The 20,802-nt window shown below is 70.6% G+C and carries 24 protein-coding genes; 14 read left to right on the top strand and 10 right to left on the bottom strand.

The window, feature by feature from the left end; all coding sequences use genetic code 11:
- Nucleotides 1–4 precede the first annotated feature (4 nt).
- Nucleotides 5–784: a phosphate ABC transporter ATP-binding protein PstB gene (gene pstB / locus VGJ24_RS18395; RefSeq protein ID WP_331502101.1), complete on the top strand. Its 780-nt coding sequence runs from the start codon at nucleotides 5–7 to the stop codon at nucleotides 782–784.
- 152 nt (nucleotides 785–936) lie between these two features.
- Here pstB and VGJ24_RS18390 read toward each other — a convergent pair whose 3' ends face one another.
- From VGJ24_RS18390 to VGJ24_RS18380, 3 genes are all read right to left on the bottom strand, one after another.
- Nucleotides 937–1,935: an inorganic phosphate transporter gene (locus VGJ24_RS18390; RefSeq protein ID WP_331502100.1), complete on the bottom strand. Its 999-nt coding sequence runs from the start codon at nucleotides 1,933–1,935 to the stop codon at nucleotides 937–939.
- A 213-nt stretch (nucleotides 1,936–2,148) separates the two neighbouring features.
- Nucleotides 2,149–2,766 carry a DUF47 domain-containing protein gene (locus VGJ24_RS18385; RefSeq protein ID WP_331502099.1) on the bottom strand — a complete coding sequence of 206 codons (618 nt, stop codon included), beginning with the start codon at nucleotides 2,764–2,766 and terminating at the stop codon, nucleotides 2,149–2,151.
- A gap of 80 nt (nucleotides 2,767–2,846) precedes the next feature.
- A complete protein-coding gene (locus VGJ24_RS18380) occupies nucleotides 2,847–5,003 on the bottom strand; it encodes an RNA degradosome polyphosphate kinase (RefSeq protein WP_331502098.1) in 2,157 nt (718 codons plus the stop codon).
- A 68-nt stretch (nucleotides 5,004–5,071) separates the two neighbouring features.
- On the opposite strand from VGJ24_RS18380, the gene VGJ24_RS18375 reads away from it, so the two are divergent.
- A complete protein-coding gene (locus VGJ24_RS18375; RefSeq protein ID WP_331502097.1) occupies nucleotides 5,072–6,124 on the top strand; it encodes an alpha/beta hydrolase in 1,053 nt (350 codons plus the stop codon).
- Here VGJ24_RS18375 and VGJ24_RS18370 read toward each other — a convergent pair.
- On the bottom strand, nucleotides 6,118–6,480 hold the full coding sequence (locus VGJ24_RS18370) for a DsrE family protein (RefSeq protein ID WP_331502096.1): 363 nt from the start codon (nucleotides 6,478–6,480) through the stop codon (nucleotides 6,118–6,120). The two genes, VGJ24_RS18375 and VGJ24_RS18370, sit on opposite strands and share 7 nt — an antisense overlap.
- Nucleotides 6,481–6,502: 22 nt before the next feature.
- Between VGJ24_RS18370 and VGJ24_RS18365 the strand changes: the two genes are divergently transcribed.
- Genes VGJ24_RS18365 through VGJ24_RS18355 form a run of 3 tightly spaced genes read left to right on the top strand, consistent with a single transcriptional unit; the run spans nucleotide 6,503 to nucleotide 8,337 of the window.
- Nucleotides 6,503–7,003 carry an FABP family protein gene (locus VGJ24_RS18365; RefSeq protein ID WP_331502095.1) on the top strand — a complete coding sequence of 167 codons (501 nt, stop codon included), beginning with the start codon at nucleotides 6,503–6,505 and terminating at the stop codon, nucleotides 7,001–7,003.
- Between the two features lie 3 nt (nucleotides 7,004–7,006).
- Nucleotides 7,007–7,417, top strand: coding sequence for a Fur family transcriptional regulator (locus VGJ24_RS18360; RefSeq protein ID WP_331502094.1), 411 nt, complete (start codon nucleotides 7,007–7,009; stop codon nucleotides 7,415–7,417).
- On the top strand, nucleotides 7,414–8,337 hold the full coding sequence (locus VGJ24_RS18355; RefSeq protein WP_331502093.1) for a folate-binding protein: 924 nt from the start codon (nucleotides 7,414–7,416) through the stop codon (nucleotides 8,335–8,337). Before VGJ24_RS18360 ends, VGJ24_RS18355 begins: the two co-directional genes overlap by 4 nt.
- Nucleotides 8,338–8,412: 75 nt before the next feature.
- Here the strand turns inward: VGJ24_RS18355 and mshD are convergent, their stop codons facing one another.
- Both mshD and VGJ24_RS18345 read right to left on the bottom strand, forming a co-directional pair.
- The gene (gene mshD / locus VGJ24_RS18350) at nucleotides 8,413–9,207 is read right to left on the bottom strand and encodes a mycothiol synthase (RefSeq protein ID WP_331502092.1); all 795 of its coding nucleotides are present in this window, start codon (nucleotides 9,205–9,207) and stop codon (nucleotides 8,413–8,415) included.
- A 47-nt stretch (nucleotides 9,208–9,254) separates the two neighbouring features.
- On the bottom strand, nucleotides 9,255–9,983 hold the full coding sequence (locus VGJ24_RS18345; RefSeq protein ID WP_331502091.1) for a response regulator transcription factor: 729 nt from the start codon (nucleotides 9,981–9,983) through the stop codon (nucleotides 9,255–9,257).
- Between the two features lie 62 nt (nucleotides 9,984–10,045).
- Between VGJ24_RS18345 and VGJ24_RS18340 the strand changes: the two genes are divergently transcribed.
- Nucleotides 10,046–10,348, top strand: coding sequence for a MoaD/ThiS family protein (locus VGJ24_RS18340; protein ID WP_331502090.1), 303 nt, complete (start codon nucleotides 10,046–10,048; stop codon nucleotides 10,346–10,348).
- 33 nt (nucleotides 10,349–10,381) lie between these two features.
- Here VGJ24_RS18340 and VGJ24_RS18335 read toward each other — a convergent pair whose 3' ends face one another.
- A complete protein-coding gene (locus VGJ24_RS18335; RefSeq protein ID WP_331502089.1) occupies nucleotides 10,382–11,140 on the bottom strand; it encodes a hypothetical protein in 759 nt (252 codons plus the stop codon).
- Nucleotides 11,141–11,248: 108 nt separating this feature from the next.
- Between VGJ24_RS18335 and VGJ24_RS18330 the strand changes: the two genes are divergently transcribed.
- Complete coding sequence (locus VGJ24_RS18330; RefSeq protein WP_331502088.1) at nucleotides 11,249–11,926, top strand: response regulator transcription factor; 678 nt, start codon at nucleotides 11,249–11,251, stop codon at nucleotides 11,924–11,926.
- On the top strand, nucleotides 11,923–13,308 hold the full coding sequence (locus tag VGJ24_RS18325; RefSeq protein ID WP_331502087.1) for a sensor histidine kinase: 1,386 nt from the start codon (nucleotides 11,923–11,925) through the stop codon (nucleotides 13,306–13,308). Before VGJ24_RS18330 ends, VGJ24_RS18325 begins: the two co-directional genes overlap by 4 nt.
- A 1-nt stretch (nucleotide 13,309) precedes the next feature.
- Here the strand turns inward: VGJ24_RS18325 and VGJ24_RS18320 are convergent, their stop codons facing one another.
- Nucleotides 13,310–14,284 (bottom strand): ketopantoate reductase family protein, encoded by a 975-nt coding sequence (locus VGJ24_RS18320; protein ID WP_331502086.1) that lies wholly within the window; start codon nucleotides 14,282–14,284, stop codon nucleotides 13,310–13,312.
- Between the two features lie 52 nt (nucleotides 14,285–14,336).
- Here VGJ24_RS18320 and VGJ24_RS18315 point away from each other — a divergent pair, with 52 nt between their 5' ends.
- The 4 genes from VGJ24_RS18315 (at nucleotide 14,337) to VGJ24_RS18300 (ending at nucleotide 16,717) form a co-directional block, all read left to right on the top strand.
- Nucleotides 14,337–14,804: a thioredoxin family protein gene (locus tag VGJ24_RS18315; RefSeq protein WP_331502085.1), complete on the top strand. Its 468-nt coding sequence runs from the start codon at nucleotides 14,337–14,339 to the stop codon at nucleotides 14,802–14,804.
- Between the two features lie 246 nt (nucleotides 14,805–15,050).
- Entirely contained in the window at nucleotides 15,051–15,503 is a 453-nt protein-coding gene (locus VGJ24_RS18310; protein ID WP_331502084.1) for a DUF4395 domain-containing protein, read from the top strand.
- A 51-nt stretch (nucleotides 15,504–15,554) separates the two neighbouring features.
- On the top strand, nucleotides 15,555–16,421 hold the full coding sequence (locus VGJ24_RS18305; RefSeq protein ID WP_331502083.1) for a sulfurtransferase: 867 nt from the start codon (nucleotides 15,555–15,557) through the stop codon (nucleotides 16,419–16,421).
- A complete protein-coding gene (locus VGJ24_RS18300; RefSeq protein ID WP_331502082.1) occupies nucleotides 16,421–16,717 on the top strand; it encodes a DUF1416 domain-containing protein in 297 nt (98 codons plus the stop codon). Before VGJ24_RS18305 ends, VGJ24_RS18300 begins: the two co-directional genes overlap by 1 nt.
- A gap of 209 nt (nucleotides 16,718–16,926) precedes the next feature.
- Here VGJ24_RS18300 and dtd read toward each other — a convergent pair whose 3' ends face one another.
- A complete protein-coding gene (dtd, locus tag VGJ24_RS18295; protein ID WP_331502081.1) occupies nucleotides 16,927–17,352 on the bottom strand; it encodes a D-aminoacyl-tRNA deacylase in 426 nt (141 codons plus the stop codon).
- 119 nt (nucleotides 17,353–17,471) lie between these two features.
- Here dtd and VGJ24_RS18290 point away from each other — a divergent pair, with 119 nt between their 5' ends.
- Entirely contained in the window at nucleotides 17,472–18,317 is an 846-nt protein-coding gene (locus VGJ24_RS18290) for a 3-keto-5-aminohexanoate cleavage protein (protein WP_331502080.1), read from the top strand.
- Here the strand turns inward: VGJ24_RS18290 and VGJ24_RS18285 are convergent.
- Nucleotides 18,314–19,771, bottom strand: a complete 1,458-nt coding sequence (locus VGJ24_RS18285; RefSeq protein ID WP_331502079.1) for a polysaccharide biosynthesis tyrosine autokinase — start codon at nucleotides 19,769–19,771, stop codon at nucleotides 18,314–18,316. The two genes, VGJ24_RS18290 and VGJ24_RS18285, sit on opposite strands and share 4 nt — an antisense overlap.
- A gap of 78 nt (nucleotides 19,772–19,849) precedes the next feature.
- Here VGJ24_RS18285 and VGJ24_RS18280 point away from each other — a divergent pair, with 78 nt between their 5' ends.
- Nucleotides 19,850–20,659 (top strand): AAA family ATPase, encoded by an 810-nt coding sequence (locus VGJ24_RS18280; RefSeq protein ID WP_331502078.1) that lies wholly within the window; start codon nucleotides 19,850–19,852, stop codon nucleotides 20,657–20,659.
- The last annotated feature ends 143 nt before the right edge of the window (nucleotides 20,660–20,802 follow it).

Raw genomic sequence — 20,802 nt, 5'->3', positions numbered from 1 at the left:
AACCATGGCCAAGAGCATCGACGTCTCAGACCTCAACATCTACTACGGGGACTTCCTCGCGGTAGAGGGGGTCAACATGACCGTCAAGTCCAAGTCGGTGACGGCGTTCATCGGCCCGTCCGGCTGCGGCAAGTCGACCATGCTGCGGTCTCTGAACCGCATGCACGAGGTGATCCCGGGCGCGCGGGTCGAGGGGAAGGTCGTCGTCGACGGCCAGTCGCTGTACGACGCGAGCGTCGACCCGGTCGCCGTACGCCGTCAGATCGGCATGGTCTTCCAGCGGCCCAACCCGTTCCCGACGATGTCGATCTACGACAACGTGCTCGCCGGCAACCGGCTGAACGCCAAGCGGCTGAAGAAGTCCGAGGCCGACGTCACCGTCGAGAAGTCCTTGAAGAGCGCGAACCTCTGGGAGGAGGTCAAGGACCGCCTCAGCAAGCCCGGGATGGGACTCTCCGGTGGTCAGCAGCAGCGGCTGTGCATCGCCCGGGCGATCGCGGTCGAGCCGGAGGTGCTGCTGATGGATGAGCCGTGCTCGGCGCTGGACCCGATCTCGACGTCGGCCATCGAGGACCTGATCCACGAGCTGAAGTCCGACTACACGATCGTCATCGTCACCCACAACATGCAGCAGGCCGCGCGGGTCTCCGACGACACGGGGTTCTTCAACCTGAAGGCGGCCGGTCAGCCGGGACACCTGGTGGAGTTCAACCCGACCAAGAAGATGTTCTCCACCCCGGACGAAGCCTCCACCGAGGCCTACATCTCCGGCCGCTTCGGCTGACCCAGCGCGGGGCGAGAGCGGTGGGTGGCGGGTGGTCCGTGACGTTTCGGACCCAGACAGCTCTGAGAAGGGCCGAAACGTCCGCTGTGCGACGTGCCGGTGTTCGACCTGGCCGGTCGGCACATCGGGCCTCCCGACCTCCGGGGTCGACCTCAGCCGAGCAAGGGATGGAGGATCGCGAAGCAGATCGCGGCCGCGGTGCCCGCGGCAGGGAAGGTCAGCACCCAGGCGATCACGATCGAGCGGGCCATGCCCCAGCGGACCGCCGAGACGCGGCGGGTCGCGCCGGAACCCATGATCGCCGAGGTGATCACGTGTGTGGTCGAGACGGGGGCCTGCCAGAGGAACGCCGTGGCGTAGAGCACCGTGGCGCCCACCGACTCGGCGGCAAAGGCGTGGGGTGGGTCGAGGTGGATGATCTTGCGACCCAGGGTGCGCATGATCCGCCAGCCACCGGAGTAGGTGCCCAGCGAGATCGCGCCGGCCGACGCCGCGATCACCCACAGGGGCAGGTCCTGGGTGTCGGGGGCGAGGTGCCCGCTCGTGATCAGGACGAGGAAGATCACCCCCATCGTCTTCTGTGCGTCCTGCAGACCATGGCCCAGCGCCATCGCCGATGCCGAGAAGGTCTGCGCCATTCGGAAGCCGCGCGTCACTCGGTGGGCGTTCCGGCGCCGGAAGATCCACAGGATCGCGATCATCACGACGAACGCCAGTGCGAACCCGATCAGCGGCGAGACCATCATCGGGATCACCACCTTGTCGACGATCGTCGACCAGTGCACCGCCGTACCGGCGGCGAGAGCGGCGCCGACCAGGCCGCCGATCAGGGCCTGCGTGGACGACGACGGCAGACCGAAGTACCACGTGATGAGGTTCCAGATGATCGCGCCGAGCAGACCGGCGAGGATCACGACCAGGCCTTCGCGCCCGCTCGGCGGGACGATCACGTCGGACACGGTGTGAGCGACCTTCTGGCCGAGGAAGGCGCCGACGAAGTTCATCACCGCGGCCAGGATCAGCGCCACTCGAGGTGTCAGGGCACGTGTCGACACCGAGGTGGCGATGGCGTTCGCGGCGTCGTGGAAGCCGTTCGTGTAGTCGAAGGCGAGGGCGACGAGGACGACCGTGATGACGATCGCGAGGTCCACAGGCCGGGTCTCCTTATCCTCGGCCGTCGCGGATGACGTCCGGCGCGTGCGAGGGCAAGGCGTAGCGGGCTATGGGATGGGCTATGGGATGGACTATGGGATGAGCTAGGGGATGAGGAGACACGATGGGCCCGGGCCCGCCTTCGCTCCTCCGCGTTGCGATGCACGCACCCGGACCACGGCTGCCACCAGAACACCTTCCGTCGAGGAGCACTAGGACTCCTTGACCGTGATCTGCTCCACGATGTTGGCGACCTTCTCGAAGGCGTCGATCGCACCTTCGAGGGAGGTGATGATGTCCTTGAGCTTCAGGACCTCGATCGCCTTGAAGTCGCCGCTGAAGAGCTTGGCGAGGGTACGTCGGTAGCTCTTGTCGCCGCTGTTCTCCAGCCGGTTGATCTCGATCCAGTACTCGTCGAGGTCGGCCATCGTCCGCAGCTTCGGCATCGCCTCGGCGGTGATCTCTGCACAGCGCTGGATGATCTCGACCTGGTGCAGGATCTCGGCAGGGAAGTTCACGACCTCGTAGAGCAGGATCAGATCGACGACCTCATCCATGTCGTCCATCACGTCATCGAGCCCGCTGGCCAGGGAATAGATGTCCTCGCGGTCGAACGGCGTCACGAAGCTGCTGTTGACCCGGCGCACGATCTCGTGGGTGTTCTCGTCGCAGATGTGCTCGGCCTCGCGCATCTGCTTGGCCACCTGGGGTCGGTCAGCCTCGTCCGAGATCATCTCGGCGAGGAGGCCGGCGCCGGTCACGAGGTACTGCGCGGAGGTGGTGAAAAGGTCGTAGAACGAGGTATCGGTGGGACGCAGACGCAACGCCACGACGTGCTCCTGGTGGGAGTGGGAGACCGAACGGGCGTCATGCTACGGGTGTCAGCGATGGCCTGGCATAGAGCCCGGGGTCAGGGGACCAGACGCGGCCGCCGCTGTCGCTCGATGAGCACCTCCTGGAGGTGGTCCGTGCCTCCGTTCGGAGCCCAGTCGCCGTCCGGCCCCAGCTCCCACGCGTACGTCGTGCGCGCGAACGCGAGGTCGAGCAACTCCGACATCTGGGCCACGTTCTCCTCGCTCGGCAGCTGGACGAGCACCTCGACCCGACGGTCCAGGTTCCGGTGCATCAGGTCTGCCGAGCCGATCCACACGCTGGGCGTTCCGCCGTTCTCGAACCAGAAGATCCGGCTGTGCTCGAGGAACCGGCCGACCACCGAGCGGACCTTGATGTTCTCGGAGAGACCCGGCACACCCGGCCGGATCGCGCAGATGCCGCGGATCAGCATCTCGACGGGCACGCCCTCCTGCGACGCGAGGTAGAGCGCGTCGATGGACGCCTCGTCGACCGCCGAGTTGGCCTTGAGCCGGATGCGTGCGGGCCGCCCGTTGCGGTGGTGGTCGATCTCGCGGTGGATCCGTTCGACGAGCCCGTTGCGTACCGAGTCGGGCGCGACGAGGAGCCGGTCGTAGGTGGGGTTGCGGGAGTAGCCACTGAGGTTGTTGAACAGGTGCGCGACGTCCTCACCGATCACCTCGTTGGTGGTGATCAGGCCGATGTCCTCATAGAGGCGCGCGGTCTTGCCGTTGTAGTTGCCGGTGCCGATGTGCGTGTAGCGCACGATGCCCTCGGGCTCGTCACGGACGACCATCGCCAGCTTGCAGTGCGTCTTCAGCCCGACCAGGCCGTACACGACGTGACACCCCGCCTGCTCCAGCTTGCGGGCCCATCGGATGTTGGCCTCCTCGTCGAAGCGGGCCTTGATCTCGACGATCACCAGCACCTGCTTGCCGGCCTCGGCCGCGTCGATCAGGGCGTCGATGATCGGAGAATCACCGGAGGTGCGGTAGAGCGTCTGCTTGATCGCCAGCACGTGCGGGTCGGCCGCGGCCTGCTCGAGGAAGCGCTGCACCGACGTGGCGAAGGAGTCGTACGGGTGGTGGAGCAGGACGTCGTACCGCCGGGTCGCCTTGAAGACGTCGACCGGCTTGGCGGTCTCGACCTCGGCCAGCTGTCGATGGGTGGTCGGGACGAACGCGGGGTACTTCAGGTCCTCGCGGGGTAGATCGGCGATCGAGTGCAGTCCGACCAGGTCCAGCAGGCCGCCGACGCGGAACACCTCGTCCTCGGAGACACCGAGCTCCTCGATGAGCAGCTCGAGCACCTGCGGGGCGATCGACTCCTCGACCTCGAGCCGCACCGGCGGGCCGAACCGGCGCCGGAGCAGCTCCTTCTCGAGCGCCTTGAGGAGGTTCTCGGCGTCATCCTCCTCGACCTCGAGGTCCTCGTTGCGCGTGACCCGGAACGTGTGGACCTCGAGCACGTCCATCCCGGGGAACAGGCGCTTGAGGTGCTCGCCGATCACGTCCTCGAGGGGCACGAAGCGCTCGTTCCCGAGTGGCACGAACCGGCTGAAGATCGGCGGCACCTTCACCCGGGCGAAGTGCTCCTTGTCCGTCTTCGGGTTGCGTACCAGGACGGCGAGGTTGAGCGAGAGCCCGGAGATGTAAGGGAAGGGGTGGGCGGGGTCCACGGCCAACGGCGTCAGCACCGGGAAGACCCGCTCCTTGAACAGCCGCTTGCAGAACTTCTGCTCCTCGCGGTCGAGGTCGGGCCACCGGACCAGCTCGATGCCCTCCTTCGAGAGGCCCGGCACCAGCTCGTCGCGGAACAGCCGCGCGTGCCGCTCCATCTGGTCGCGGGCCTCGGCCCAGATCCGCTCGAGGACGTCACGCGGCATCAGCCCGGAGGCGGCCCGGACGGCGACGTCGGCCGCGATGCGTCGCTTCAGGCCGGCCACCCGGACCATGAAGAACTCGTCGAGGTTGCTGGAGAAGATCGCCGCGAAGCGCACGCGCTCGAGCAGCGGCAGGTCGGGGTCCTCGGCCTGGCCCAGGACGCGGCGGCTGTAGGCGAGCCAGGACAGCTCCCGGTCGAGGAAGCGGTCGTCGTACGCCGTGACCCCGGCGAGCTCGCCCTCGTCCGGCGTGTAGGGAGGCTCGACGTCGAAGGGCTCGTCGGCGGAGCTGTCGCCGTCGCGCGACGGGTCGACGGAAGCGAGCTGGACCATGGACCTCAGTGTGGCACCGCCAGGTGAACATGGGGTGTCTGAAGGGACAGGAGGTTAGGTTTGGCGGCGTGCCCGGGTCGACGCTCCTCGCAGCTGCCGACCAGCGCGCGAAGGCACTGACGCTGCGAGTGGTGCTCGGCCTCCCGGACGGCGTCCAGCGCGCCCTGGCCGGCCGGCGGGTGACCCTCGACGGTCAGACGTTGGCCGTCGACACGCAGCTGATGCTCCGGCTGGCGAAGGTGCTGCGAGAGCCGTCCACCGAGGACCTGCCGCTCGAGGACGGGCGGCGGCTGCTGGTCAAGCACGCCACGATCACCGGCGGCGACCAGCCGATCGGCGCGGTTCGCAACGCGCCCATCGGCGATCGGCCGGGTCGCCTGTACGTACCGTCCGGCGCGGTGACGCCGGGCCCGCTGCTCGTCTTCTTCCACGGCGGCGGCTGGGTGTACGGCGACCTCGACTCGCACGACCCGCCCTGCCGGTTCCTGGCCGAGCGGAGCGGGGCGCGGGTGCTGTCGGTCGACTACCGGCTGGCCCCCGAGCACCCCTTCCCGGCGGCGTACGACGACGCGCTGGCGGCGTACCGCTGGGTGATCGCGAACGCCGACTCGCTCGGCGCCGACGTGACCCGGCTCGGGGTCGGCGGTGACTCGGCGGGCGGCAACCTGGCCGCCGTGACCGCGATCGAGGCCACCCGTGAGGGGCTGCCGCTCGCGTTCCAGCTGCTGCTCTATCCCGCCACGGACTCGACGCGGGACACGGACAGCAAGAGGCTGTTCGGCCAGAACTTCTACCTGACCCAGGACTTCATGGACCGGGCCCTGGACCAGTACGTCCCCGAGGCCGACCAGCGTTCTGACCCGCGGGTGAGCCCCCTGCTCGCCGATCTCCCGGACGGGCTGGCGCCGGCATACGTCGTGACGGCCGGCTTCGACCCACTGCGTGACGAGGGTGAGGCGTACGCGCGCAAGGTGGCGGACGCGGGCGTGAAGGTGGAGCTGCGGCGCTTCCCCGACCAGATCCACGGCTTCCTGAACGTGGTGGGAGTGGGCCGAACGGCGCGGGCCGCGTGCGCCGAGGTCGCCGCCCGACTGGCGGTCGGGCTCGGGCCAGGTCAGTAGACGAGGGCCTGGACGCCCTCGGCCAGTACCTCTTCGACGTACGACGTGGAGCCGGCGAGGCGGATGCCCTCGCGCAGGTCTCCCTCACCGAGGTCACGCCGCGCCGCGCACTGCGAGCACACGGTGACGAGGCCACCGACGGTGACCGCCGCGAGCAGGTCGGCCAACGGCTGCGCATGGGGAAGCGCGAACGCCTCGGCCCGGCCCGGTACGCCGAGCCACGCGGCCTCGCCGGTCAGCCACAGCGAGACGTCGGCGCCGGCCGCGACGGCCGTCGCGGCAACGGTGAACCCCTGGTTGCAGCGTTCGGGGTCGTCGGCGCCGGCGGTCACCTTCACGACCAGACCCCGCGGCATGCCGCAACTCTAGACTCGACCCATGCCCTTCGAGATCCCGGAGAACATCCACCCGCTCACCGCGCGGCTCGCGTGGCTGGTCGGGCGCTGGGTGGGCAACGGCCACGGTGAGTACCCGGGGATCGACAACTTCCAGTTCGGGCAGGAGGTCGTCTTCCAGCAGGACGGCCGGCCGTTCATCCACTACTTCAGCCGCGCCTGGATCGTCGACGCCGAGGGCAACCACGTGCGGGAGGCGGCGCAGGAGACCGGCTTCCTGCGGCCGCAGGAGGACGGCACACTGGAGATGGTGATGTGCCACAACACCGGGTTCGCCGAGATCTGGACCGGTGAGATCCATCCCGAGCAGCCACGGTTCGAGATGGTCACCGACGCGGTTGCTCGCACCGCCACCGCCAAGGAGTACGTCGCCGGCAAGCGGCTCTACGGGTACGTCAACGGCGATCTTCTCTATGCCTATGACATGGCCGCGACGGGTCACGAGCTCCAGCCGCACACGCACGCCCAGCTGGTGAGGCAGTAGCCCATGACCACCGACTGGCGTGCGCGACTGCGGGAGAAGGGCTACCGGCTCACCCCGCAGCGCGAGTTGATCCTCGAGGCGGTCGAGCTGCTCGGGCACGCCACGCCCGACGAGGTGCTGGCCGAGGTACGGACGCACTCGACGGCGGTGAACGCGTCGACGGTCTACCGCACGCTCGAGGTGCTCGAGGAGCTCGGGTTGGTGCGCCATGCCCACCTCAGCGACCGCGCTCCGACGTACCACTCGACGAGTGAGCACGAGCACTTCCATCTGGTCTGCCGGAATTGCCACACGGTGATCTCGGTTGACCCTGATGTGCTCACCCCCGTCACCGACCGCCTCGCGGCCGACCACGGCTTCACCGTCGACATCGGCCACCTGACCGTCTTCGGGACCTGCAAGGACCACTCGTGACCTCGCCACTGCTGTCCCTGCCAGGCGCCGTCGGCGGCGGCGGGATCGACGCGCCCGTGGCGGCGCACTACGGGTCGTTCTACGGCGAGCAGCGGACGCTGGAGGCGGGCGAGGGGTTCGTCGACCTGTCGCACCATGACGTCGTACGGATCTCCGGGGCCGACCGGTTGTCGTGGTTGCACGACCTGACGACGCAGTACTTCCTCGACCTGCCCACGCGCACCTGGACGCAGGCGCTGATCCTCAGCCCGCAGGGGCACGTCGAGCACGCGTTCGCCGGCGTGGACGACGGCGAGTCGTTCACCGCCGCGACCGAGCCCGGGGCCGCCCCGGCGCTGATCGAGTTCCTCGACCGGATGCGGTTCCTGAGCCGGGTCGAGGTCACCGACGTGACCTCGGAGCTGGCGCTGATGTACCGGCCGGCGGCCGGGCACGAGCTCATCCCGCGCGTCCAGCTCCCGACGTACGCCGAGGCGGCCTCGCCGGCGTGCGGCCTGTGGGCCTTCGAGGCGTTGCGGATCGCACGCGGTGAGCCTCGCTTCGGGCTCGACACCGACCACCGGACGATCCCCAACGAGGTCGGCTGGATCGGCCCCGCGGTACACCTGGACAAGGGCTGCTACCGCGGTCAGGAGACGGTCGCCCGGGTGCACAACATCGGCCGGCCCCCGCGCCGGCTCACGCTGCTGCACCTCGACGGCTCCGAGAACCGCCTCCCCGAGGTCGGCTCGGAGCTGAAGCAGGGCGAGAAGGTCGTCGGCTTCGTCGGCACGTCCGCCCGCCACCACGAGCTCGGCCCGATCGCGCTGGCCCTCGTCAAGCGCAACGTCCCGCTCGACGTCCAGCTCGACGTCGACGCCCTCCCCGCCGCCCAGGAAGTCATCGTCGATCCCGAGGTCGGGCTGCACTTCCGCCGCTAGACCGGGTAGTACGTATCAATCGGACGGCAGGCTGCGGCGATAGTACGTATCGATCGGCCGTCCGATTGATACGTACTATCGGGAGCGCGCGTACTGGACATGGGTGGAGGTGTGGGCGAAGCCGAGGTTGGCGTACGTCGCGATCGCGGCCTCGTTGTCGGACTCGACGTACAGGATGATCCGGCGTACGCCGACCGACTCCAGGTGGGCGAGGCCGGCAGCGGTGACCGCCTTCCCGAGCCCGCGCCCCTGGGCGGCCGGGTCGACGGCGACGACGTACACCTCGCCGAGTGTCTCGGAGTGCTGCTTGGTCCAGTGGAACGCCAGCAACCCGTCACCGGCGTCGGCGACGAGCAGCCCCGCGGGGTCGAACCACGACTCGGCCATCCGCTCGGCGAGGTTGGCGGTGTCCATCGACCCCTGCTCGGGGTGGCGGGCGAACGCCGCGGCGTTCACCCGGAGCACTTCGGACGCGTCGGAGTCGCGATAGCCGCGGATCGTCACGCCCTCCGCCTCTGGGACCTCGGCCGGACCCGCCTCGCGCGACATCACCCACAGCGCCCGGGTCGCCTCGAAGCCGAGCTCCGCAGCCAGGTGTGCCGCCGCCGGATGGTCGGCATGCGACCAGGCGGTCAGGCGAGCCGGGGCCTCGGCGAGCGCGGCCTCGACCAGGGCTCGCCCGTCGCCGCGTCCCCGCGCGTCCGGAGCCACCGCGACGTCGAGGTCATGCCCACGCAGTACGGCGAAGCCGTCGTCGGCCAGCCACAGGGCGTTCGCGGCGAGCCCGTGGTGGGCCAGGGACATCCGGGCCGCCTCGTCGAGGGGTTCGACCCCGTCCACCTCGGCAGACGCGGCGACGACCCGGTCCACGAGTGCGAGGGCGCGGTCGAGGTCGGCGTTGCCGACCCGCTGGATGTTCAGCGCCGGGTCTCCGCGGACTCGTCCGCCGGAGCCACGGTCGGCTCCTTCGTCGGCAGCACGAAGCGGTAGCCGACGTTGCGGACCGTCCCGATCAGGGTCTCGTGCTCCGGCCCGAGCTTGGCCCGGAGCCGGCGTACGTGGACGTCGACGGTGCGCGTGCCGCCGAAGTAGTCGTAGCCCCAGACCTCCTGCAGCAGCTGGTCACGGGTGAAGACGCGGCCGGGGTGCTGGGCGAGGTACTTCAGCAGCTCGAACTCCTTGAAGGTCAGGTCGAGCGCCCGCGCCCCGATCGTGGCGGTGTACGTCGCGTCGTCCACGACCACCTCACCGGTGCGGATGACGTGGGCGTCGGGCTCGTCCTCGTCGCGCGCTGCCTGGAGCCGGCCGATAGAGAGCCGGATGCGGGCCTCGAGCTCGGCCGGCCCGCAGGTGTGGAGCACCACGTCGTCCATGCCCCAGTTGTGGGCGACGACGGCCAGCCCGCCCTCGGTGACGACGAGGACGACCGGACAGTCGGTGCCCGTCGTACGCAGGAGGCGGCACAGGTCACGGGCGTGCGCGAGCTCCTGGCGGCCGTCGACCAGGATCAGGTCGGCGTCGGGCGCGTCGATGAGGGCGCTGCCCTCGGCGGGCAGGATCTTGACCTGGTGACCGAGCAGCGCAAGCCCGGGCAGCACCTCGGCGCTCGGCTGGAGGGCGCTGGTGAGCAGGAGCAGGGTGCTCACGCCGTCACCTCCTACCGCCGGTGGTCGAGCCCGGTCATCACCGATGCGCAAGGATAACGAGCATGGAGGCCCGACCCGGCGACGACGCGGGGGATGAGACCGCATCGATCACGGTGCGCTACTGGGCCTCCGCGCGCGCCGCCGCCGGTGTCGAGACCGACGCGCTGCCCGTCGAAGGTCCGCTCACGCTCGCCGACGTCGTACGACGGTCCGCCGCGCTGCACCCCGGCACCCGCCTTCCCGGCGTGCTCGAGGCCTGCTCGGTGCTGGTCGGCGACCAGCCGGTGAAGTCGCGCCGGCCGGATGACGTCCTCGTGCGCCCGGGCCAGACCGTGGAGTTCCTGCCGCCCTTCGCCGGCGGCTGAGCCGCAGGCATTCGACCGGCGCGACCCACGGGCTCACCGCGGCCGGTGGGTCAGCGACACCAGTCGCAGGCTCTCGCTGCCACCCTGCACCGTCACCTCACGCACGGTCCCGATGTCGCGCACGTAGTACTTGTGGTCCCGGACCCCCGGCTCGAGCACCGTGGTCTCGCGGGTGAGCACCGCGTGGTTCGTCTGGAGCATCGGGACCGTCACCCGAGCGTCTCGGCGGACCACCGTGTAGACGTCCTCGGCATGCCCGGGGAAGTCCTCCTGGTGGTACGACGGCCCGCGATGCGGATGCGGAGTCATGAAGATGCCCGCCTCGGCGCCGTGGACGCCGGACATCCAGGAGCCTTCGCGGCTGTTGACGTGACCGTGCCGGTCGAGCGTCGCGGTGCGCTCACCGAAGTACCAGACCGTGCCCGACCGGGTCTGGGCGTAGAAGTCGTGCGTGTGCTCGTTCAGCCGGCCGTTCTTCCAGACGCGGTCGAAGACCACGCGGCAGACGACGCCGTCGACGACACGCGTGCGGTAGGTGACCACGAGGACGTCGCGCTCGCGCTTCCCCTCCTCGGCGCCCCGGTAGACGTACCGGTTCCCCGGCTTGAGTGGGAACCACCGGTTGTCGACGACCCCGTGCGTGAAGTGCGACGGCGCCGGATGGTGACGGCGTACGGCGGCATGGTGACCGGCGGCCGACGGCTTCGCGGACGGTGCGGCCGAGGCACCTCCGCCCACCACGAGGCCGAGGCCGACGATCCCGGCGAGCAGGATGAGCGCGGATCGGTTCATGACTCCTCCTTGGAGGCCTGGATGCTGGACCTGGCCGACGCTAGGTCGGCCGGATGAGCGGTCCGTGAGCGCTCATCCGTGGCTCATCTGCGGGCGCACACTGTCCTCATGCGGATCCTCCTGGTCGAGGACCAGCCGAAGCTGGCGCGGCTCCTTCGAAAGGGGCTGCTCGAGGAGGGCGTGAGCGCCGACCTGGCCGCCACCGGGCTCGACGGCGTCTGGCTGGCCACCGAGCACCCGTACGACGTGGTGGTGCTCGACGTGATGCTTCCCGACGTCGACGGCCTCGAGGTGTGCCGGCGGATCCGGGCGGTGGACGACGGCACCCCGATCCTGATGCTGACCGCGTTGAACGCGGTGCCCGACCGGGTGGCGGGCCTTGGTGCGGGCGCGGACGACTACCTGGTCAAGCCGTTCGCCTTCGACGAGCTCCTGGCCCGGCTGCGCGCGCTGGCGAGGCGGGGCGTCGTACGGCGATCGGACGAGCTGGCCGTGGGAGACCTGCGGCTCGATCTGACCGGTCACCTGGTCCATCGGGGAACGACAGAGGTCACCCTGACCGCGCAGGAGTTCGCGCTGCTGGAGGCTATGGCCCGGCGTCCGGGCGAGGTGCTCAGCCGCGAGCGCCTGCTGCATCTGGCCTGGGACGTGGCCTACCAGCCACGCTCGAACGTGGTCGACGTGTGCGTGAAGGGGTTGCGCGACCGGATCGACCGGCCCTTCGGACGGCGGTCGCTGCAGACGGTGCGCGGGCTCGGCTACCGCCTCATCGAGGACGTGCCATGAGACGGCTGCCGATCAGGCTGCGCCTGGCGCTGTCGTTCACCGCGGCCGCAGCGGTGCTGCTCACCGCGGTCGGTGGGTTCGGCTACCAACGCCTGGCGTCCGGCTCCTCGCACGCCCTCGACCTCGAGCTCCGGCAGCGGGCCCAGGACCTGATCGGGCCGGTCAGCGCGCCGGACGCCTCACTGACCGCTCTCGCGGGCACCGGGTTCGTGGAGCGCGGCGAGAGCTTCGCGGAGGTGATCACGCCGGAGGGCCGGCTCCTCGAGGCGACGCCGACACTGCACGACCGTCCGTTGCTCTCACCCGACGAGGCGGCCGCCGCGTCGCGCGGCACGGTCACCTTCGACCGGAGCAACGCACCCGGCCTGGACGAGCCGGCGCGCCTGCTCGCCACCCCGTTCACCCGGTCCGGGCACCCGCTCGTGCTGGTCGTCGGCGACACCCGTGAGAACGGGCTGGAGGGCCTGAGGCGCGTGCGCGACCAGCTGCTGGTCGGGATCCCGCTGCTGGTGCTGCTCACGTTCCTCGGTGCGTACGCCGTGGCCGGCGCCGCCCTACGGCCGGTCGAGGCGATGCGCCGGCGTGCGTCCGAGCTCACCGCGGCCGATCCGGCGCTGCGGCTGCCCGTGCCCCACGGCGGCGACGAGCTCACCCGCCTCGGGGAGACTCTCAACGCCCTGCTGGCGCGGGTCGAGGCGACGCTGGACCGCGAGCGGTCCTTCGTGGCGCACGCCAGCCACGAGCTGCGCACACCGCTCGCGCTGCTCCGGACCGAGCTCGAGCTCGCCGTACGACGCCCGCGGCCGGTCGGCGAGCTGGTCGACGCGATCGACTCGGCGCGGGACGAGGTCGACCGGCTCCAGCGACTGACGGAGGACCTCCTGCTCCTCGCCCAGGCCGGAGAGGGACGGCTGCCGGTCGACGCCGAGGAGACCCCGGTGGCGGGGGTGCTGGAGGATGTCCGCGACCGGTCCGCGAGGACAGCGGCCAGGGCGGGTCGGTCGATCGCGGTGGAGTCGGCCACGGCCGTGGTGCGTGCGGATCCGCGGCAGCTCCGGCAGGCGCTGACCAACCTGGTCGGCAACGCCCTGGAGCACGGCGCGGGCGTCGTACGGCTGTCAGCGCGACCCGACGGCGACCACGTGGCACTGGTCGTGTCCGACCAGGGCGCGGGCTTCGAGGACGACGTGCTGCCGGTCGCGACGGAGCGCTTCGTCCGCAGCCGAGGGTCGACCGGGGCCGGGCTCGGGTTGGCCATCGTGGCCGCGGTGGCCGAGGCGCACCACGGTTCGGTGGGCGTGGCCAACGTGCCCGGTGGCGCCGAGGCGTGGATCTCCGTCCCGAAGGTGGAGGTCCCGCTGGGGGAGCCGATCCGCGCGTGAGTCAGTCGTGCCGGAGCGCCGCGAGAAGCTCGGGCGGCGTCATCGAGCCGGGCTCGGCGGCGTGGGCGGCGGCTCGGGTCATCAGCGCCTGGATCCGGGCGTTGGCCGGTGTCGGCACGCGGTACAAGCGACCCAGCAGCGCGATCTCGCCGTTCAGGTAGTCGGTCTCGATGCCCGACCCGCGGGCCAGGCTCTGCCAGGTGGATCCGCCCGCCCGGGTCTCGCCCGAGATGCCGCGCAGCTGGAGGTGGTCGCCCCGCCGTGCCATGTCCTCGGCGTCGGTGACCGGATCGATGCCGGCGGCCGCGAACGCCGCCTCGGCCTCGGTCTCGAGCAGGGCGAGCGCCTCGAGCCCGGCATCGGAGTCGAGGCCCGTGCCGCACAGCGCCTGGACGCCGTTGCCGAGGTTGTTCAGCAGCTTGCGGTACTTCCAGCGCATGATGTCCGGTCGCGGCACGGACTCGAAGCGCGAGGCACGTAGCGCCGCGGCCAACTCCTCGTCGACGTCGTCGGTGCCGGCCGGGAATCCGCCCAGGTCCAGGATGCCGGTGGTCCCGGCCGAGTGCGCCATCACCACACCCGGCTCGAGGTGTGCGGTCGGCATCATCACGCACATCCCGTGCACGCGGTCGAACCAGCGGGACAGCGTGGGCTCGTTCGCGACGCCGTTCTGGGCGGACACCACCGGGACCCGGCCGGCCGCCGCGGCGAGGTCGCGGGCGGCGGCCTCGGTGTCCTGGCTCTTGGCGGCGAGGACGACGATCTCGTCGCCGCGCCAAGTGAGGTCGCGCGGATGGGAGTACGCCGGGATCCGGAGCGTCACCCGCTCCTCGGGTGTGGCGAAGGTGAGCCCGTGCTCGCGGACCGCCTCGCCATGGGCGCCTCGGACCACCAGCGCGACGGCGTACCCCGCCTGGTGGAGGCGCGCCCCGATCGTGCCTCCGATCCCACCCGCTCCCAGCACCACGACGCGCACCCGCCCAGCCTAGGAACCGGAATGCGCCGGTCGCCTGCGGGGTTGCCACGACATGGACCTCGGAGCATCGGTGCTGGTGGTCGCCGTGGTGGTGGCGCTCGCACTCGGCGCGTGGTGGTCGGCGACCAACGGTGTGTTCCGGGGGACGCACCGGGTGCGGGGTGGATTCGAGACGGGCGCAGGGGGCCCTCCGCAACCACCGGGCGACAGCGTGCTGGCCGGCACGGCGTACGACGATCGTCGTGGCGAGCGGGCGACCTTGCTGCAGTTCTCCTCGGCGTTCTGCGCTCCGTGCCGGGCGACCCGGCGCATCCTGGACGACGTGGCCCGGACCGTGCCCGGCGTGTCTCACGTCGAGGTCGACGCGGAGCATCACCTCGACCTGGTGCGGGCGCTCGGGGTGCTGCGCACGCCGACCACGCTGGTCCTCGACGCCCACGGTCGTGAGCTGACCCGGGCCACGGGAGCGCCGCGCATCGGCCAGGTGCTGGCGGCGCTCGAGAGCGGGCTCGCCCGATGAGCGGAGCGGTGTCCAACATGTGGAGCGCCGTCTCGCATGATGGTACGGCTGGTGGTTCCGGCCATGGTCGGGTGCCTACAGTTCCGGTCATGTCCACGACGCTTCTGACGCGGCGGCGCGCCGTCGACCATTGCCGCGTCCGCTCGTCGCTGTGTCCGATGCCCTGACGCGTCCCGCCTGAATTCTCTACTGACTCAGTAGACTTTGCGGGACCACTTTCCCCCGGATCCCGTCGTCAGGAGCGCCATGTCCACCCTCAGCACCGCCCGTCCCACCGTCGCCGGCATCGACCCGCGCGGTCCGCGCGTGGCGGCGACCCTGACCTCGTTGGTACTGGCCCTGGTGCTGGTCACGCCACAACCGGCCGCGGGCGTCCTGCTCGCGGCCCAGGCGGTGGTCTTCGCCATCGGGGCCACCCGCGGTGTCCAGCACACGCCGTACTCCCTTGTATTCCGGGGGCTGGTCCGCCCGCGCCTCGGGGCGCCGGGCGAGCTGGAGGACCCCCGTCCGCCACGGTTCGCCCAGGGTCTCGGCCTGGTGTTCGCGGTCGCGGGCCTGATCGGCTTCCTGGCCGGATCCACAGCAGTGGGACTGGTCGCCACCGGGCTGGCGCTGGTTGCGGCCCTCCTCAACGCGGTCTTCGGCCTGTGCCTGGGCTGCGAGCTCTACCTGTTCCTCCGGCGGGCCACCGTCCGCTGACCGTCCGAACCGAACCCGCGCCGAGCCCCGGCGTACAGAAAGGTAAGCACCATGAGCCGCGACACGACTCTCGTCTCCGCCCAGTGGGTGGAGGACCATCTCGACGACCCCAAGGTCGTCCTCGTCGAGGTCGACGAGGACACCGCCGCCTACGACAAGGGACACATCAAGGGCGCGATCAAGCTTGACTGGACCACCGACCTCCAGGACCAGGTGCGTCGTGACTTCGTGAGCAAGGCACAGTTCGAGGCTCTGCTGTCCTCGCGCGGCGTCGCCAACGACCACACCGTGGTGCTGTACGGCGGCAACAACAACTGGTTCGCCGCCTACGCGTACTGGTACTTCAAGCTCTACGGCCACCAGGACGTCAAGCTGCTCGACGGGGGTCGCAAGAAGTGGGAGCTCGACAGCCGCGAGCTGACCGACGAGCTGCCCCAGCGCGAGACCGCGTCGTACACGGCGGGTCAGCAGGACACGTCCATCCGGGCCTTCCGCGACGAGGTCGTGCAGGCGATCGGCGTGAAGAACCTGGTCGACGTCCGGTCACCCGACGAGTACGCCGGTCGGCTGATGGCGCCGGCCCACCTGCCGCAGGAGCAGGCGCAGCGCGCCGGGCACATCCCGACCGCGGCGAACGTGCCGTGGAGCAAGGCCGCCAACGACGACGGGACGTTCAAGTCCGACGACGAGCTCAAGGAGCTGTATTCCGAGGCCGGGGTCGACTGGGGCAAGGACACCATCGCCTACTGCCGCATCGGTGAGCGGTCCTCGCACACGTGGTTCGTGTTCCACGAGCTGCTCGACGAGCGGAACGTCAAGAACTACGACGGCTCGTGGACCGAGTACGGCTCGCTGGTCGGCGTACCGGTGGTGCTCGGTGACGAGCCCGGCTCCCTGGATGGGGAGGCCGACGCCTGATGTGCGGAGCGAAGGCGGGAGGTCTGTCCCTCGACGGGGTCGACGTCGCGAAGGAGGCCGTGGTCCAGGGCCAGGTCGTGCGTGACGGCGAGCCGGTGCCCAACGCCTACGTGCGGCTGCTCGACCGGACCGGTGAGTTCACCGCGGAGGTCCCGACCTCGGCGACCGGACACTTCCGGTTCTTCGCCGCGGACGGCGACTGGACGCTGCGGACGCTGGCACCGCGGGCGGAGACCGTGGACCAGACAGTCCGAGCCGCGATCGGCACGGTCGCCGAGGTGACCATCGCGATCTGAGCCGCCGTTCCTCCACAACTGGCGTGGGTTGTACGTCGGGAGGTTGCCCCGCGAGACCCGGATCGAGGTAACGGCACCCTGGGGCGACCGGGAAGCGCTGGTGCGGGTGCGGCCCGACATGCCGCCCATGAGCGCGGCGCTGCTGAGCGTCCGCCTCACGGTGGGAGACGGGCTCCCGTGGGTCCTGCTCGAACCGGGACGCGCCGGGCTCAGCGATCGAGGAGGACGGTGAAGGGGCCGTCGTTGACCGATGCGACCCGCATCCGGGCGCCGAACACGCCTCGCGCGACGCGGGCGCCGAGGTCGGTCAGGGCGCCGCAGACCGCGTCGTACAACGGCTCGGAGACGGGAGCCGGTGCGGCCGCCTCCCAGGTCGGGCGGCGGCCCTTGCGGGCGTCGCCGTACAAGGTGAACTGCGAGACGACCAGCACGGGTGCGCCGATGTCAGATGCGGACTGTTCGTCGGGGAGGATCCGTAGCGTCCAGATCTTGCGGGCCATCCAGTCCGCGTCGTCCGGGCCGTCGGTGTGGGTGACGCCCAGGTAGACCAGCAGTCCGGGCGACGTCATCTCTCCGACGATCTCCCCGTCGACGGTGACGGAGGCCGAGGTGACCCGTTGGACGACGGCACGCATGCCCGCATCCTCGCCGGTCCCCGCGACCGGTGGTTGAGGAGGGCGTTCTACGCCCGTCTCGAAACCGCGGCACCTCGCCGGTCGAGCCAGTCGAGACCCGCTCTGAAAGGATGGCGCGCGTGAGCGTCCCCGCCAACGGCCTCCTGATCACCGTCGCCCCGACCGGCGCCGAGACCGCCAAGGCCGATGTCCCGCACCTGCCCACCACGCCCGAGGCGATCGCCGAGACCGCGAAGGCCTGCCGGGCCGCCGGCGCGGCGATGATCCACCTCCACGTGCGCGACGGCGAGCACCGGCCGACCCTCGACCTGTCGTTGCTGCGCGAATGGGTGGCCGCGGTCCGCGGGTCGACCGACCTGATCGTCCAGCTGTCGACCGGTGGCAGCGTGCACGACCCGCTCGACCTGCGGCTCAAGGTCCTCGACGCCGGGCCCGACGTGTGCAGCCTGACCATGGGGACGACGAACTTCGGCGACGACGTCTTCTCCAACCCGTGGCCGTTCGTCTGTGACCTCTACCAGCTCACCCAGGAGCGCGGTGTGGTGCCGGAGTTCGAGCTGTTCGACCTGGGGCAGGTCCACGCGATGCGACGGCTGCTCGACCGCTACGGCCTGCCCGCCGGGGGCAAGGTCCACGTCGACCTCGTGATGGGCGTGCCCGGCGGCATGAACGGCACGACCGACGCGCTCGTCGCCGCCGTCCGCGACCTCCCGCCGGAGACGACCAGCTGGTCGGCCACCGGTATCGGCCGCTCCACCCTGAGCGTGATCCTGGCCAGCCTGTCCAAGGGCGGTCACCTGCGCGTCGGCATGGAGGACGTGCTCACGATCAGCAAGGGCGTGCCGGTCGAGTCGAACGCCCAGCTCGTCGAGCGCGCGGTCGCGATCGGCGCGCTGGCGCAGCGCACGCCGTACACCCCGGACGAGGCGCGCGAGCTGATCGGCGTACGGCCTGAGCGCGACTAGCCGCTCTTGGCCGTCTGCCGGCCGGGCCTGAGCCTGCGGCGGCTGTTCTCGGGCTTGTACTCGTAGCGGTAGTAGTCGCCGCCGTACATCCCGCTGCCCGCCGAGCGCCGCATCCGGTTGAACACCAGGCCCAGGGTGCGTCCGTGGACGGCAGTGATGTGTGACAGCGAGGCCGCCAGCTCCTTGTCGAGCGTGTTGGCGTGCGAGATCACGACCAGAGCACCGTCGGCGGACCTGGTCAGGACCGCCGCGTCGGTGACCGGGAGCAGCGGCGGCGCGTCGATGATCACCATCGCCTCGGCGGCCAGGTCGTGGATCAGTGAGCGCATGGCGTTGGATCCGAGCAGCTCGCTCGGGTTGGGCGGGATCGCGCCGGAGGCGAGCACTCGCAGACCGGGTACGTCGGGGTGGTCCTGGATCACCTCGGCCGGCGCCACCCGGCCGACGAGCACGTCCGTCAGGCCGGCACCGTCGACCATCGACAGCGAGGACGCGACCGTGGGACGACGCAGGTCGCCGTCGATGAGGGTCACCGGCTGACCGCCGATGGCGATCGCGGCGGCGAGGTTCGCCGCCACCGTCGACTTGCCGTCTGACTGCTTGGGGCTCGTCACCACGATGACGCGCGGCGGGTGGTCGACGTCCATGTAGGCGAGGTTGGTCCGCAGCTTGCGGAAGCCCTCCGCGGTGGTGGAAGCGCTGGACGACGCAGACTCGGTGACCGCGAGGGTGACCGCGCGGTGGCTGTCCTGCCGCATCTGCTGTGAGTAGGGGATCATCCCGATCACCGGGACGCCGAACTGCTTCTCGACCTCCTCCGACGACCGCAGTCGGCGGTCGAACTGGTGACGCACCAACGCGTACGCAAGGCCGAGGAGCAGGCCGAGGATGAGACCGGCGAGCAGGTTGAGGGTGGTCCGCGGCAGGATCAGCGACCCCGGCTGGGCCTGGGACAGGGTCTCGATCCGCAGGGAGGCGTCATCGCCCGACGGTGTCGTCGTGCTCGTGCCGGAGCCGCCCACGTCGAGGTCCTGGATCTCGGCGGCGAGAGCGGCTACCCAGGCGTTCGCGAGGTCCTGGGCGTCCTGCGCGTCGCCGGCTCGGGCGTGGACGTCGAGCAGCACCGTGTCGGTGGGCTGGTCCACTGAGATCTCGCCGATGAGTGCGCCCGGTGTCGTCTCGAGGCCGAGAGACGTGATCACCCGGTTGGCCACCTTCGTGCTGGTCGCGACGGCGACGTACGACGTGACCTTCGCCTTGGCCAGCGAGTCGGCGAGGGTCGCGTCGGACGTGTTGGCGGACGCGCCGGCCGTGACGTACCCGGTCGCCGTTGCCTCGTACACCTTCGGCTGGCTGACGTTGTAGGCGACCGCGCCGGCGACGCCGGCTACCGCGAGGAGCAGGACGCCGAACCAGTGCGCGAGCACGATCCGGACATAGTCCTTCAATTCCATCAACGTCTCCTCCCCGCGTGGTCCGCGGGTCCTACACTCGCCCAGGTGCGAGATTCCAGCGTAGGTGATCCGCCCTGCGTGCGTGTGGAAGCGCTACAAGTCCGGTTCGACGTCGTCTGCGCCGGTTCCGGTGCTGCGGAGCTCGCCGAGGCCGTCGCCGACGTGTGGGAATGGTGCGCCGTCGAGGTCGGTTCGCCGGATGCCGACAGCCCCGATCAGCGACTGACCCTCCTCCTCGAGGAGGATCCCGCGGCCCTCGCCGCGTCGGCCGACTCCAGCTCGCTGTTCGCCCGGGACCTGCCCACCGTCATGGACCGGCTCAGCCCGATGGTGACCACCTTGGCGGTGACGGAGCGCCGCGGTGACCTGGTCATGTTCCACGCGTGCGCAGTCGCCGACCCCGGGACCGGGGACACCGTCGTCCTCTACGGACCGTCGGGCACGGGAAAGACGACCGTGGCGCGCACGCTGTGCACCGAGCTGGTCTACCTCACCGACGAGACCGCCGCGGTCGCCCCCGACCTGCGGATCGTGCCCTACCCGAAGCCCCTGTCGATCCTCGCGGACGCCGGTGACCGGCTCAAGGAGCAGGTGTCGCCCGGGAGCCTCGGGCTGGTCCGCCCGAGTGGGCTGACCTACCGGCTCCGGGGGCTCGTGCAGCTGCAGCGGGATCCCGCACACCGAGGGCGGGCCGTTCTCGAGAGGCTGACCACCGTGGAGGCGCTTCCCGAGCTGGTGGCGCAGACCTCGTTCACGCGTGACATGGAGCGGCCGCTGCACCGGCTGGCCGACCTTGCTCATCGTGTGGGTGGCGTACGTCGCGCGACGTACGCCGAGGCTGAGCAGCTGCGCCCACTGGTCCGGTCCATCCTGGACGGCGCGGACTGATGCGCGCGCGCCGGCTCGATGTCGTCGACGACCGCCTCGCGCACCCAGCGCTCCTCCTCGACCTGGTCGAGCAGATCGGTGACGCGGATCTCGCGCGGCCGCCCGGCGTCGAGCGCCGCCTCGATGGCCGCGCCGATGTCGTC

Source organism: Nocardioides sp., from assembly GCF_036493135.1.
Taxonomy (GTDB): domain Bacteria; phylum Actinomycetota; class Actinomycetes; order Propionibacteriales; family Nocardioidaceae; genus Nocardioides.
The sequence above is the reverse complement of the archived record's forward strand: the minus strand, read 5'-3'. Positions and strand labels throughout refer to the sequence as shown.